At 60.7% G+C, this 13,400-nt stretch carries 14 protein-coding genes and 1 other RNA gene; 8 read left to right on the top strand and 7 right to left on the bottom strand.

Annotation, left to right across the window (positions count from 1 at the left end; genetic code table 11):
• Nucleotides 1-12: 12 nt before the first annotated feature.
• The 3 genes from ffs to ACI2KB_RS01845 all read left to right on the top strand — a co-directional run bounded on the left by ffs (nucleotide 13) and on the right by ACI2KB_RS01845 (nucleotide 2,674).
• An RNA gene (ffs, locus tag ACI2KB_RS01855) (signal recognition particle sRNA small type) lies at nucleotides 13-109 on the top strand.
• Between the two features lie 186 nt (nucleotides 110-295).
• On the top strand, nucleotides 296-703 hold the full coding sequence (locus tag ACI2KB_RS01850) for a hypothetical protein (RefSeq protein ID WP_404630823.1): 408 nt from the start codon (nucleotides 296-298) through the stop codon (nucleotides 701-703).
• Between the two features lie 6 nt (nucleotides 704-709).
• Complete coding sequence (locus ACI2KB_RS01845; RefSeq protein ID WP_404630821.1) at nucleotides 710-2,674, top strand: hypothetical protein; 1,965 nt, start codon at nucleotides 710-712, stop codon at nucleotides 2,672-2,674.
• A gap of 9 nt (nucleotides 2,675-2,683) precedes the next feature.
• Here the strand turns inward: ACI2KB_RS01845 and ACI2KB_RS01840 are convergent, their stop codons facing one another.
• The 3 genes from ACI2KB_RS01840 to ACI2KB_RS01830 all read right to left on the bottom strand — a co-directional run bounded on the left by ACI2KB_RS01840 (nucleotide 2,684) and on the right by ACI2KB_RS01830 (nucleotide 4,294).
• Nucleotides 2,684-2,890 carry a hypothetical protein gene (locus tag ACI2KB_RS01840; protein WP_404630819.1) on the bottom strand — a complete coding sequence of 69 codons (207 nt, stop codon included), beginning with the start codon at nucleotides 2,888-2,890 and terminating at the stop codon, nucleotides 2,684-2,686.
• Nucleotides 2,891-2,956: 66 nt separating this feature from the next.
• Nucleotides 2,957-3,892: a hypothetical protein gene (locus tag ACI2KB_RS01835; RefSeq protein ID WP_404630817.1), complete on the bottom strand. Its 936-nt coding sequence runs from the start codon at nucleotides 3,890-3,892 to the stop codon at nucleotides 2,957-2,959.
• Nucleotides 3,893-4,048: 156 nt separating this feature from the next.
• A complete protein-coding gene (locus ACI2KB_RS01830) occupies nucleotides 4,049-4,294 on the bottom strand; it encodes a hypothetical protein (protein ID WP_404630815.1) in 246 nt (81 codons plus the stop codon).
• A 279-nt stretch (nucleotides 4,295-4,573) separates the two neighbouring features.
• On the opposite strand from ACI2KB_RS01830, the gene ACI2KB_RS01825 reads away from it, so the two are divergent.
• The 5 genes from ACI2KB_RS01825 (at nucleotide 4,574) to ACI2KB_RS01805 (ending at nucleotide 8,953) form a co-directional block, all read left to right on the top strand.
• Nucleotides 4,574-4,849: a metal/formaldehyde-sensitive transcriptional repressor gene (locus ACI2KB_RS01825; RefSeq protein WP_404630813.1), complete on the top strand. Its 276-nt coding sequence runs from the start codon at nucleotides 4,574-4,576 to the stop codon at nucleotides 4,847-4,849.
• A 9-nt stretch (nucleotides 4,850-4,858) separates the two neighbouring features.
• Complete coding sequence (gene dmeF / locus ACI2KB_RS01820) at nucleotides 4,859-5,809, top strand: CDF family Co(II)/Ni(II) efflux transporter DmeF (protein WP_404630811.1); 951 nt, start codon at nucleotides 4,859-4,861, stop codon at nucleotides 5,807-5,809.
• Nucleotides 5,810-5,975: 166 nt separating this feature from the next.
• Nucleotides 5,976-6,902 carry a type I pantothenate kinase gene (gene coaA / locus ACI2KB_RS01815; protein WP_404630809.1) on the top strand — a complete coding sequence of 309 codons (927 nt, stop codon included), beginning with the start codon at nucleotides 5,976-5,978 and terminating at the stop codon, nucleotides 6,900-6,902.
• Between the two features lie 198 nt (nucleotides 6,903-7,100).
• Nucleotides 7,101-7,682, top strand: a complete 582-nt coding sequence (locus ACI2KB_RS01810) for a TetR/AcrR family transcriptional regulator (protein WP_404630807.1) — start codon at nucleotides 7,101-7,103, stop codon at nucleotides 7,680-7,682.
• Between the two features lie 47 nt (nucleotides 7,683-7,729).
• The gene (locus ACI2KB_RS01805; protein WP_404630805.1) at nucleotides 7,730-8,953 is read left to right on the top strand and encodes a nitrate/nitrite transporter; all 1,224 of its coding nucleotides are present in this window, start codon (nucleotides 7,730-7,732) and stop codon (nucleotides 8,951-8,953) included.
• A gap of 156 nt (nucleotides 8,954-9,109) precedes the next feature.
• On the opposite strand, the gene ACI2KB_RS01800 is transcribed toward ACI2KB_RS01805, so the two are convergent.
• From ACI2KB_RS01800 to ACI2KB_RS01785, 4 genes are all read right to left on the bottom strand, one after another.
• Nucleotides 9,110-9,946, bottom strand: a complete 837-nt coding sequence (locus ACI2KB_RS01800; protein WP_404630803.1) for a PhzF family phenazine biosynthesis protein — start codon at nucleotides 9,944-9,946, stop codon at nucleotides 9,110-9,112.
• Between the two features lie 121 nt (nucleotides 9,947-10,067).
• Nucleotides 10,068-10,556 carry an N-acetylmuramoyl-L-alanine amidase gene (locus tag ACI2KB_RS01795; protein WP_404630801.1) on the bottom strand — a complete coding sequence of 163 codons (489 nt, stop codon included), beginning with the start codon at nucleotides 10,554-10,556 and terminating at the stop codon, nucleotides 10,068-10,070.
• Between the two features lie 115 nt (nucleotides 10,557-10,671).
• Nucleotides 10,672-12,393: an acid phosphatase gene (locus ACI2KB_RS01790; protein ID WP_404630799.1), complete on the bottom strand. Its 1,722-nt coding sequence runs from the start codon at nucleotides 12,391-12,393 to the stop codon at nucleotides 10,672-10,674.
• 209 nt (nucleotides 12,394-12,602) lie between these two features.
• On the bottom strand, nucleotides 12,603-13,373 hold the full coding sequence (locus ACI2KB_RS01785) for a substrate-binding periplasmic protein (RefSeq protein ID WP_404630797.1): 771 nt from the start codon (nucleotides 13,371-13,373) through the stop codon (nucleotides 12,603-12,605).
• Nucleotides 13,374-13,400 lie beyond the last annotated feature (27 nt).

Raw genomic sequence — 13,400 nt, 5'->3', positions numbered from 1 at the left:
TTATGGTGACCCCATCGGTCCCCCCGCAACGATTACCCGTCAACCTGGTCAGGCCCGGAAGGGAGCAGCCATAGCGGGGACATTGTGTGCCGGGGTGTGGCTGGTGGGGGCACCACCTGTCTTTAAGTCTTGGGTCTCAAGGCTTCTTTCGAAAAACATCCATCAGTACCGCAATTCTCGTCTCTGCTGTGCGACCTTGTGTCTCTGTGTATTGTCCCTCTCCCTCTGTACGCCCTCTCAGCCCTGGTCCAGAACAATGTCATACTTCACCCCCTGACAACCTGAGGCCGTACTTGTGGAAAAAATCGACGACCTGACCCGAGCCAAGCTGCGTGAATGGCAGATGCGTCGTCTGGAGATCAAAGACCAGATGCAGTCGCAGCCTGAGCGGACGCTGGAGCTGTCGCGGTTGCTGGATCTGATGGACGAGGAACACGCTGCGATTCTGGCGGCCTCTTCACGCCAGGAAATCCCCGACGCTGCTGCGCCTTCGGTCGCTCCTGAGGCCGATGGCTTCGCGCTGCAATTGAGCATTTCGGCGACCAGCCTCGACGACCTGCACAGGCTGCTCGACATGGCCGTCCATGAGTTAAAGCGTGAGATGGGGGCGGGCGATCAGCGACGTTCGGCGGGCGGGATGTCAGGTTCGATGGGCGACTACCGTTTCGAACTGAGCGCGCCATCCGTTTCTCCGGAGCCCTGAGGCTGTATGCAACCTGAACATCAGAATCTCGACAGCCCCGTTTTTCTCCCCGTCACCGCCGAGACCTGTGAGCGTTTGAAAGCCGAAGGCGCTGCTGCCCTTGACACCCTGACCGATCCTGAACTGGCCGCTGTGCTGGTCATCCAGAATCTGGCTCAGGCGGCGGAAAAAGACCTGACGTGCGATGCGGCGGAGAAGGTGCTGGCGCGGTTGCTTGCGTGGTCGGTCTCGGCGCGGCGATCTACCGAAGCGGCTTTGCTGCCTGAGGCGCGGCGATTGTTCGATCCGCGCCAGCTGTATTTCGGTCTCAACGCGATCAAGGGGTTGAATCTGCGTTTGTTGCTGGATGAGGAGGTGGCGGCGCGCAATTACTTGCTACCTGACGGTCAGTGGGACCTTGAATACAAGGTTCGCCACCATCGCCAGAACGATCCGTTCAGTGAACAGGTGATCACGCCGCGTTATCGCGAGCGGTGGTTGAGCGCGGCGCAGGACAAGCTGGTCAGGACGTTTCGAGCCAATCTGGATGAAGACCTGCATGTTCAGGGTTATGCGGGAATCGGCAAGAGCCATCTGCTTGGCGTGTTGATGGAGTGCCTGCCACCGGCCAAGACACTGTTGTTGGCGCGCACGCCGGGCAAGCTCAGTGCGCTGCGTGAACGATTGAAGGGCACGCAAGACAAGGGCAAGGGGCCGGGGTCGACCTTCAAGGCGTTCGCTCAAGCATTGTTGCGAGGACCACGTTTTCAGCCTGAGCATGAGGCATTCAAGGGGCCGGGCAAGCTGGGGTTGGCGCAGGAGTTGAACATTCTCGGCTTTCGCGATCACGGAGCGCAGGCGACGCTGGATCTGTGCCTCAAAACCCTGGAGAGCTACTGCCAGTCGTGGGATCACAGCCTGTCGAGCAAGCACCTTCCGCATTTCAATCTGGCTATGAGCAGCCTGGAAAATCAGGTGTTGCTGGAATACGCCAGTCGGCTCTGGGTGTACCTGGAACGGCATCCCGAGTGGGCGGGTCAGACCGGTTTCGAGGCGTTATGGCTGCTCAAGCGCGCGAATCTGGAAGGCTGCGTGATGCCGGATCGCTACACCCATGTGCTGATCGACGAGAGTCAGGACATCCCGCCCTCCCTGTTGAAGATCATCGAGCGTGGCAAGCAGGTGCTGATCACCTTGGGCGACGAATACCAGCACCCCGGGCGGGCGATGGTGAAACGCGGTCAGCGGGTGCGCCAGACTGACATCAGTTACTCGGTGCGTTCGGGGCGCAATGTGGAGCGACTGGTCAATCCGTTGATCCACCAGCATTCGGAGAAGGGCAAATTGCCGTTCGAAGGGGCGCGGGATGCGGACGTCAGTATTGAGGAGTACCCGCAAGGCTTCGTGCCGCCCGAGGGCTGTGTGATCCTCACCGCTTCGCCGTGGGACACGATGAAATGGGCCATTGAGTTGCACGCCGCCCGCTGTTCGTTTGGGTATCCGGATGCGGCGACGCAGCGGGATGTCGAGCATTTCATGAACACCGCAGTCGGCCTGTTCAAACCGGATTTCTACGCCCCCGAACGCAGCGCTCTGGGGTTGCATCCTTATTTCAGTGACATGGCCGACTGGCAACGTGTGCGTGACGCCAACCGTTACGATGAAGCGTTCTTGTGGGTGGAGCATCAACTGGATCAGGGCTTCAACATCGCCGATGTCACGCGGCTGAGCCGCATGTCCGGCGACCCTGCCAAGCGGTGCGTGTTGATGCGGGCAGAAGAGGCAGGGGGCATGGAATTCGAGCAGGTGCTACTCACCCCCGAGTTGCTGACCAACGTGAAGTTCAAGGATGCCTACGACTTCGACCAGCGCATTTGCGCGGTGTACATCGCCATTTCACGGGCGACCCGGCAGTTGTTCGTGCCGTACGACGTGGTGGCGTGGATCGAGTACCACAACTTCCAGAAATTCCGAGAATCCCACGGCTACTGACGCTCCTGGCTACGCGCGACGCCCCGTCCGTTCACTGGCGAACTGCTTGCCAGCGGCCGTGCGCTCGGCCACCACGCAACCCTCCTTGACCGACACCTCGACGTATCCCTGATCTCGCAGATACAGCAGGGCAGTGAAATCCAGCGGGCAGATTTTCGAGGCAGCGCCGTCGGTCAGGGTGGCAAGCAGACTCAGTGCAAGGGATTCAAGCCGCATTAAGGAGCGCCTCTGGTTTGAGTAGTGGCTATTCGTCACCAGAGGAGAGTCGGGAGTTCAATCTATTTACAGTGCCGCCGACGAGGTTGGCGTGGGCGCGAGCAGGGCGTGAACCGCTCCGTCAACGTCGTAGCCGTCCCGAATCAACCCCGCAAACCGCTCAAGCATCTGCGGGCCGGTGTCGTTGGCCAGCGCTTCGCACAGCCATCGCCTGACCGCTTCAGGCGGCAGCATCGCGTTTTGCGGTTCGCAATGTTCAGCGCGCGACGCATTAAGCAGTGCGAGCACGTCAGCGCCCGGCGTGTCTTCATCGATGCCGAACAGCTCGGTGAAGAGCATGCCCAACGCGCCTGAGGGTTGGTGATCGGGACGGTCCCATTTGCGAATGACGGTTCCTTCCTTTTCAGCTTTTTCCAGCGTGCGGCGGACTTTTCCGGGGAGGGTGGCGGTGGCCCGTTCTTCGGTGTAGTACACCAGTCTGGCCAGGCTCGCGGCATCTTTCACACATTTCCAGGCCACGAACCACACTTGCGACACGCTCAAGGTTTTCAGCGCTTCGCGCAGTGTACTGCGCACTTCGCTGTACTGCTTGGCGTCCAGGTCGTGGTTGAACGCCGTGCATTTGTCGAAGAAATAGCGCATGGCATCGGCGGTGGCGAAATCCAGCCAGAGGTTGAACAGGGCAGAGGCGTCTGCATACTCCCGTTCGATCAGCAGAGATAGGGCTTCGTCGTTTGCGCCAAGATGGATGTCGGGTGTCAGGCGGTAGGAAAGGGCTCGGGTGTGGAACATCAATTCGCCGTAGCGCAGGAAGTACGTACCAGGCATCGCATCCAGCGGGGCTTCGCGAATCGCGTGAGCCATTTCCAGTTTGTCGATGAACGCACCCACGTCCAGTGGGGCCAGGGCCGTGCAATCGTTGACGCTGAAGGCGGCAGAACCCAGGCGCGGCGAAAGTGCGACGTTGAGCGCCAGTAACAACAGGGCGTGGTCATCGCTCAACTGCGTGTAATCGATAGGGCCTGAGGGCAGCTGCGCCCGGTAGGCGCTCAGTTCCCTTTCCAGCGCTTCGGCTTCAGCGGCGCGTGCCTCACGTTCCTGGCGTTCGCGCGTTTTTTTGCATTCCGGGCACGGCCACGGAGATTGTTGAGGGAATTTCTAGACCGCCGAACGGCTGGTCACTTCCAGATAAGTGCCGCAATCGCGGCAGGTCAGGTTCTCGTCGTAGGCGCGACACCATGTGCGTACATGGGCGGCCAGGGTGCCGCTGTGGGTGATGTCACGAAAGGGCACCAGGTCCATGACTTTTTCCACGAACTCGCCAGTTTCACTCATCGCCCAGTAGCGGACGGCAAGTTTCATTTCTTCCGGGTCGGTGGTCTTCATTTCGAGCGTGATCGGCATGTTCAGGGCAATCCATTGTTTATTCATCGATAAGGGCAGGGCCGTCGGCGTTATGCAGCAGCGGCGCCTGCCCGCAGCAGAAACAACCTGTAACTACTGACGTCATGATCGTGGGTGAGTGGATGTCGGGATGTAGGGCGGGCCTCATCCGGTGTGTAGGCAGAGTCTGGAAACTGTCCTGTCCGACGGAGTAAATCTGTGGGCGGGTGATGCTGGGCGCTTGTTTCTACCGGGGCGACGCTGCAAAATGCCGCTCATTATAGGTAGGGGGGGTATGGTATGGCGCATCTTCAGGCCGAGAAAGACGACTTGCTCAAGCGCGTACGGCGTATTGCCGGGCAGGTTCAGGCCATCGAGCGGGGGCTGGAGTCGGAAGTGGACTGCGCCAAGACCCTGCATCTGGTGGCCGCCACGCGAGGGGCCATCAACGGTTTGATGGACGAAATCATCGAAGCTCATGCCCGCGAGCATGTGGCCCATCCCGGCTTGAGTGACGAAGAGCGGGCCGACGGCCTTGAAGAGCTGCTCGAAGCCATCCGCCGTTATTCGAAATAAGGAGGCCGTATGGTCATTGCACGGAAACACGCCCATGAGCATGTTTTCCTCAGCCAGTCTCACGATGAGAACGCCCGCCGCACGCTGTGGGTGGTGGCGCTGACGTTCGTCATGATGGTCGGTGAAATCGCGGCCGGTTACATGACCGGTTCCATGGCGTTATTGGCCGATGGTTTTCACATGGCGACCCACGCAGGGGCGCTGGGCATTGCGGCGGCGGCCTATTCGTTTGCCCGGCGTAACGCCAATAATGGCCGCTTCAGTTTTGGTACGGGCAAGGTGGGCGACCTGGCGGGCTTCGCTTCGGCATTGATTCTGATGTTGGTGGCGCTGGGCATTGGTGCCGAGTCTCTCCTACGCCTGTTCCAGCCAACGCAGGTGGCCTTTGGCGAGGCGACGCTGATTGCGGTGGCGGGGCTGTTGGTCAACATCGTCAGCGCATTCATGCTGTCGGGCAGTCATGGGCATCACCATGGGCACGATCACGGCCATCATCACGATCATGGGCACCACGACCACGGTCATCACGGCGATTCCCATGGTGGTGACAACAACCTGCGCTCGGCGTACATGCATGTGTTGGCTGACGCACTGACCTCCGTACTGGCCATCGCAGCCTTGCTGGCGGGGCGTTATCTGGGATGGGTCTGGCTTGATCCGATCATGGGCGTGGTGGGCGCAGCGGTGATCGCCAAGTGGTCCCTCGGTCTGATCCGGCAAAGCGCCAACGTGCTGCTGGACGTGACCGACGAGCAGGTTGCAGACGAAATTCGTGCGGTGGTCGAAGCGCAGGGCGATGTGCAGATCACTGATCTGCATGTGTGGAAAGTCGGCCCTGAGGCGAGGGCAGCGATTGTCAGCGTGCTGGCAAGTGGTCAGGTGGCGGCTGAAACGATTCGCGAGCGGCTGGGTGTGGTGCATGAGGTGTCGCACCTGACCATCGAATACCGCACGGCGTAGGTTGCGTCACCGCGCATGACGTTGATCTGGCGCAATCGCAGCCGCCGGACCAACGCCGATCCCGCCAATAATGCGTGGGAAATCAAAGAAATCTGCCCGGTTTTTGGGTCAATACGATAGTCTTCGCACCATTGTCGATACCGACACCTGGATTGGAAGGCTATAGATGGCGCCTGATGACTATCTCGTAATGACCAGCAAGGAGTGGGCGGGGCTGCGTGCCAGCACCCCACTGACGTTGTCCGAAGAAGACCTGGCGGCGTTACGAGGCGTAAACGAAGATATTTCCCTGGAAGATGTCGTCAACATCTACCTTCCCCTGTCTCGCTTGATCAACCTGCACGTCAACGCGGCGCGCAACCTGGCCAGCATCAAGGACACCTTTCTGGGGCGTCCGGCCAAGAAACAGACCTACGTGGTCGCCGTGGCGGGCAGTGTTGCGGTGGGCAAGAGCACCTTCGCCCGCGTTCTGCAGGCGCTGATGGCGCGCTGGCCTGATCATCCGCGGGTCGATCTGATCACCACCGACGGTTTTCTGCACCCCAACGCAAAGCTCGCGGCGGACGACATCATGCACCGCAAGGGCTTTCCGGAAAGCTACGATCGCAAACGCATGGTCAAGTTTCTCTCGGACCTCAAGGCCGGTGTCGCGAATATCAGCGCCCCGGTCTATTCCCACATCAGCTATGACATCGTGCCGGACAAGTTTCTGGAGGTCAGCCAGCCCGACATCCTGATTTTCGAAGGCTTGAACGTGTTGCAGACCGAAGGGACCGACGGCCAGAAACCGGGCACTATCGTTTCGGATTTCTTCGATTTCTCGATCTATCTGGACGCGGATGAGGGCGACATCGAGCGCTGGTACGTTGAGCGCTTCCTGATGCTGCAACGCACCGCATTCCGGGCTCGCGGCGCCTATTTCCGTGAACTGGCCGACCTGCCGCCGGAAAAATCCCCGGACGCTGCGCGCAAGATCTGGCGTGACATCAACCGCCCGAACCTGCTGGAAAACATCTTGCCGACCCGTGAGCGCGCCAGCCTGGTCGTACGCAAGGCGGCTGATCATTCGGTCAAGGAATTGTGGCTGCGTTAACGGCTGGACGTTCCCTGTAGCAGTCCGGCTTACCGACGGCCGCGATCTCGAGGGCGTCACCGCCGGCAAGCCGGACTACTACAGAGGCCTCTCGCCAATCCCTTAACGTTTCGTCGCCCGATGCAATGTCGGGCTGGCGTTTTTACAATTTGTCATTATCCTTACCGGTCAGTACAGTTCTGATTCGAGGATTGATTCATGGCGACTTCCCGCGACGCCAGCGCCAACCACCAGCGCCTGATCGACGCTGCGTCCACGCTGTTTTTCCGCGACGGCATCAATGCGACAGGCATCGCCGCCGTGGCGGAGTTGGCGGGCATGTCGAAGATGACGCTCTACGCGCACTTCGCTTCCAAGGATGAGTTGATTGTGGCGTTCCTCGACAAACGCAACGAGCGCTGGGAGGCCGCGGTGCAACAGACATTGGCCGCCAGCGACTCGCCTGACCAGAAGCTGCTCGGCCTGTTCGACCTGCACCGGCAATGGTTGCGTGAAGGAGGCCTGCGCGGTTGCCCCTATGTGAATTCCGCTGCCGAGTTCCCGGACCGTGCCCACCCGGTGCGTCAAGCCGTGGACCGGCACAAGTGCGGTGTGAAACAGCACTTGCTGGAGTTGGCGGTCATGGCGGGGCTCAAACAGCCTCAGGTGCTGGTTCGCCGACTTTTCCTGTTGTTGGAAGGCGCGTTTCTGACAGGTGCACTGGAAAACGACGACAGCGTTTTTCTGCTGGCCAAAGACCTGGCCGCCGAACTGATCGAGGCTGCTCAACCTGCGGCCTGATCCGGATCAGGGCAGTGTCTCACTCAACTCACGAAAGGATGCCGACGATGCGTATCAATGCGTTGATTGTGGTGTTGTTGACTGGATTAGTGGCCGCGACCTTCGGTTTCGGGATCTACCTGTTCTCGCAACTGGTACCGGACATGCGCGCCAGTCTGGGGTTCGACATCTCCTATGTGGGCAGCATCACGGCGGCGGGCCAGTTCGGTTATCTGATCAGTGCCTTGCTGGCCGCCTGGCTGACGGCCCGCGTGGGGGGCGGCTGGGTCATTCTCGGCTCGGGGGCGGTTTGCGCCGTTGCGTTGCTTTGGCTGTCCCAGGCGCACAGCGTCCTGCTGATCGGTGCGTTGCTGACGATACTGGCCGGTACGGCCGCGTCGGTGTTTGTGCCGATGGTCGATGTCATTGCCCGCTCGGTGGCGTTCAGATATCGCGGGATGGCCATGGGGCTGGTGTCCAGCGGCACCAGTTATGGCGTGTTCATCAACAGTCTGCTGGTGCCGATGTATGCGCCTCAGGGTGAGTGGCGGAGCGTGTGGTGGATCGTCGGCCTGATCACGATGTTGCTGGCTTTCGCGGTTGTGCTGGTGTTCAAGAAGGCCCGATTGTTCGTTTGCCCGTCTGACGCGACGACCACGAATGAGCCTGCACAACGTATCGGGATTTCCGCCTTGATGCAGCCTTGGGTGCTGACTGTCTGGACCATGACCTTCCTGCTCGGCTTCTCGACATTTCCGTTCCAGAACTACCTGTCTTCCTACCTGCGCACGGAACTGAACTTCGACGTGGCTTACACCGCGCAGATCTGGGCGAGCATCGGCTTCGTGGGTATGTTCGCCGGACTCGCCGTGGGCTGGCTGTCGGACCGCATCGGTTTGCGGGTCACGATGATGCTGGTCTACATCTGCGTCGCGCTGGCTGCGTTGATTCTCGTCGTGCACCCGGCCGGTTATTGGCCATTGGTGGCAGGGGTGCTGTTCTCGGTGGCGTTCTACCCGATCTTCGGTCTGATCCCCGCCTACGTGTCGAAAATGGCCAGTAACGCGGCGTTGGCTGTGACGCTGTTTGGCGTGGCCAACATCATGCAGGGCGTGGGCGGAATGATGGGGAATTTCTGCGGCGGCTGGCTGGCCAGCGCCAATGGCTCGTTTGTTAGCGTTTATGTAGCGATTGGCGTGGTTGCGGTGGTACTGGCGTTGCTGACGCTGCGCTTGCCAGGAGAAGAACGAGCGGTTCAGAAAAGGGAATCGACGGCTGTCGCGGGGTCTTGAGGTGCTGGAGGACGCCGTAACCTGTGGGAGCGAATTCATTCGCGAGGCGTCAGTACGTCCAATACACATTCATCGCCCATGCCTATGCATCGCGAATGAATTCGCTCCCACAAAGCGATCTGTGCCGAGACATGTGCATTCGGCAGATCACCCTGGTTAAAGGGTTACAGTGCCCGCAACACAGCGCTGCACATCACCGCCAACCCAGATCCGTTCGCTGATCTGTTCGACGTTGATTCGTCCGCAGTGCCCCATCGCGGTGCCTTGGCGCGCGGTGTAGCGGCTCGGCGCAAGCCCCGCCGGAATCAGCCATTGAGCGAGGCTGGCATTGAGGCTGCCGGTGACCGGGTCTTCGGCGCCCAGGTCGCCGGTAAACGCGCGCACTTCAAAGTCGGCTTCGGCATCGTGGCCCGTCCACGGCGCGATGGCGCCGACATTGAGGCCTTTGAACGCCGGGTAGTCCGGGCGAATCGCGAGCAACTCATCGCGGTTTGCGAGCATGACGGCCACCCAACCCGGGCCGTTGTCTGCCCATTGGCTGGCGACGATTTTTTCGACCGGAACGCGCAAACCGGCAGCAATGGTGTGCAACACGCCGTCCTCTACCGGACCGCTGCGCATCAGTGGCGGTGCAGAAAACGCCAGGCGCGAGCCATTGCGGCGAATTCGTACCAGCCCGGCGCCACATTCCTGAACGATCTCGTCGCCCTTGGCGACGCCGCCGTTGTCGAGCCAGACGAAGCAACTGCCCAGCGTCGGGTGACCGGCAAACGGTAATTCGCGTGTGGTGGTGAAGATGCGCACGCGGTAATCGGCGTCCGGGTGCGTGGGACGCAGTAGAAAGGTGGTTTCGCTGAGGTTGGTCCAGCGTGCGAAAGCGGCCATTTGCGCGTCAGTCACATCGTCGGCGGCGCTCACGACGGCCAGCGGATTGCCTTCGGTGGCCGCGCTGGAAAAGACGTCGACTTGCTGGAATTTCAGTGTCTGGGGCATGGCACTCTCCTCAATTGTGCAGTAGGGCGCGGTCACTCTAGGCAGCAGTGGCCGCGCTGTACATGCACAGATCCCCACTCAATTTCGGCAAATGTGTGTGGTCAGGCGAGTGTTTCAACGCTCATCGGTTTTGCGCGAGCCAGGTCGCGACGTCAAAGCTCGGGCACGCCTTGATGAACTCGTCGGGGGTGATCTTTCCATCGTTGTTCAGGTCGGGTGACAAATCCCGATGGCCCAGAACGCGCGTGGTGGGGTACCGGCTGCGCAGTTGCCGCAGTAATGCGCGCAAGGCTGCAAATTGATGGGCGGTGAAGTTGTTTTCGGGTTTGCCTGCGGCGTTCACGCCGCCGACGAGGCAAACGCCGATGGAGCTTGCGTTGTGCCCTTTGACGTGGGCGCCGATGGCGGTTTCAGGCCGACCGGCTTCAACCTCGCCGTTGCGGCGAATGATGTAGTGATAGCCCGCGGTGTCAAAGCCCCGCTGGCGATGCCATTGGGTGATTTCTTTGACGCCGATGTCTTGTGTGGGACGGGTCGCCGAGCAGTGTACGACCAGCAGTTCAGTGGCCGTGCGATGTTTCGGAATGTAGGAGGGGGATGGTGCGTTCATGGTGCTGCTTCCTTGCAGAGTGAATGAGGCTCTGAAGGAATATGTTCCAGGCGGGCGGGTCAACCGGGCAAACGTTGCAGAACGTCTCGGAAACGTTCTGCAACGCAGGGCTCAGTCAGGCGGGGAAGTGCAGCGCGTTGGTGAGATCGCCCATCGGGGCCTGCCCGCGCGCGGCCATGGCGTCGTCCCGTTCCTTGAGGCCATCGAGCTTTTCCAGGCCGTGGACGCGGGTGATCAGTCGCAGGATCGACGCGGTGTCGTAGACCGTGTGATCCACCGTTCCCTTGCGGGCGAACGGCGACACCACGATGGCCGGAATGCGTGTACCGGGTCCCCAGCGATCACCTTTCGGTGGCGCGACGTGGTCCCACCAACCGCCGTTTTCATCGACCGTGACGATGACCACCATGTTCTTCCATTGCGGGCTTTCACGGAGGATCTTTATGGCGCGGTCGATGTGCCGATCACCGGCGGCGACGTCGGCGTAACCCGCGTGCATGTTCAGGTTGCCCTGCGGCTTGTAGAACGTCACCGCAGGCAGCTTGCCCGCCTGGGCGTCGGCGAAGAACTTGTTGGTGCTGAAGTCATCGCCCAGACCACCGTCACGCAGACGCTTGTTGCGCTCGGCAGGGTTCTGCGGGCCTTGCTGTTTGAAGTAGTTGAATGGCTGGTGGTGGTACTGGAAGTTCGGGATCTTGGGGATGCCCGCCGAATCCTTGTACTCGTCCAGCGTGACTTGCCAGGCGCCGGCGTACCAGGCCCAGTCGACGTTCTTTTTCGATAGCTTGTCGCCAATGTGGTCGTGGCTTTGCGGCACCAGCACGTTGGCCAGATTGGGTTGCGAGTAGTCCGGTTTTTCCTTGTCACGCAGCCAGGTCGGCCAGTAGGGCGGGGCCATAGTGTTGACGGCGTAGCCATCTGGCGTCAGGGCGCTGGGGCCGAACTGGGGTGGGCCGGACATCGCGCTGGCCGGGGATTTTTCCAGTGGCTTGAGGCGGTAATCCAGCGGGTCGCTGCTTTCCAGCGTGGCAATCTGGGATTTGGCCGCAGAGTTGGCCGCGTCCGGGTAGAACGGGACCTTGGCCGAGATCAGGTACTGGTGATTGAGGAACGAACCGCCAAACGCGCCCTGGAAGAAGTTGTCGCAGAGCACGAATTCTTTAGCGACGTCCCACAAGCGCAGGGAATACTGGCTCTGGGCGTAGTAGCCCATGGGCAGGCTGCCGGAGTCGGCCCAGGCCACGAAACCGTCGTTCTTGCCGCCGTTGATCTGCATCTGGTTCTGATAGAACACGTGCCACAGATCGCGAGTCACCACACCCAGTGGCAGGTCTTCACCGCTCGGCCCTTTAAGCGGGAAGGGCGCGTTGGGCAAATTTTCCTGATATTGCACGCCAGTGGCGTAGGTGACGCCGTCCAGACTCTGCGGGCCGATCTGGCACACGCCACCCCAACAGGACGGCAGGTTTTCCAGCACCTCGCCGTCGCGGTCCTTTTGCCGGTAGTCGTCCGGCTTGACCGCCGAAAGCGGCTTTTCCACCCCCGGAAAATTCGCGAACAAGTTGTTGAAGCTGCGGTTCTCGGCGTAGATCACCACGATGGTTTTGACGTTGTCGTGCAATGCCTTGTCCAGAGCATGGCCGCTGAGGGATGTGCCCAGCGTGGCGGATTTGCCTTTGCCCATCGATTCACTGGCGGCCACGACATTGCTCAGCGTGGCCCCCGCCCCCAGCACGGCAACACCACCGAGGAAGCGACGACGGCTGGTGTCGGTGGGGGAGTCGCTGGAGATGTCGCTGGCGGATGGCTGGTTTGGATCTTGGGGTGTGTCGCTCATCACGGCTCCTGCTCGCTGACCGAAAGGTGTTACCAATTATGTCGACGGAGCCTAATCCCGCAATGTGACGGTATTGCTACAGCGCTGAGAGCAGCGAATGTGAGCCCTTACGTTGATCCGCATGGTGCGCTCGGCTCTGTGGGGCAGCATCGGACCTGTGGGAGCGTTCACCCGAGACAGAGCGGTGTGGGCTACCGTAAGACCCCCGATCACGGTGCCGCAGGTCCGTCCGCTGGCAACCCGGACACCGTGTTATAGCGGCTCATGATCCGGTCGATCTCCGCGGACATGCGCATGCGCAGCAAAATTCGCATCAGCTTTTGCGCCGGAATGTCGGTGTCGTTGCGCACGATGCAACCCACCGGCTGTTCGTCGATGACTGCCACGCCGCGCAGTTTCTGGTCTTCCGGCAGGTTGCGGTTGAACCAGTCGAGCGACCATTGATTGCCGACCGCGTAGCGATAGCGATGGATCTGAAGTTTTTGCAGGACCTGGACTTCACTACGGGCATCGTCGCGGGTGAGCCGGTGCTGGTCGAACGCGGTTTGCAGGGTGGGGTAGGCGTAACCCAGGACGGTGCCGATGGTCTCACCGTTCAGGGAGTCGGGCGTTCGCGGGCTCGCATTGTCCGGTGTGCTGATGAGCAGGTCGCGCTGGATCAGCAGCGGCAGGCTCCAGGTGTAATCGCCGGACAAATTGGGCATCCACGATTGCGCCGCATAACAGCGCACGTCAATGCCGCCGCGCTCCAGGGTGCGTTGCACGCGCTGGATGGGCACCACGCGGTATTCCGCTGACAGGTTCGCCTGAGCAGCCATGCTTTGCATGATGTCGAAAATGATGCCACTGGTAGGCTGATGGTCTTCGATCTGCACCAGAGGCATTGCCCAGGCGTCGGCGATGGAGAATCGCAACGGCGCCTGACCTGCCTGAACGGCCCCACTCAATAGCCACACGGCGCTCAACGTCAACAGACGCATTCAAGTCCCTCATACGAGCCTGGCGAA

The sequence above is a fragment of the Pseudomonas sp. NPDC088444 genome, assembly GCF_044900175.1.
Taxonomy (GTDB): Bacteria; Pseudomonadota; Gammaproteobacteria; order Pseudomonadales; family Pseudomonadaceae; genus Aquipseudomonas.
This window is presented reverse-complemented; position numbering and strand designations above follow the sequence as displayed.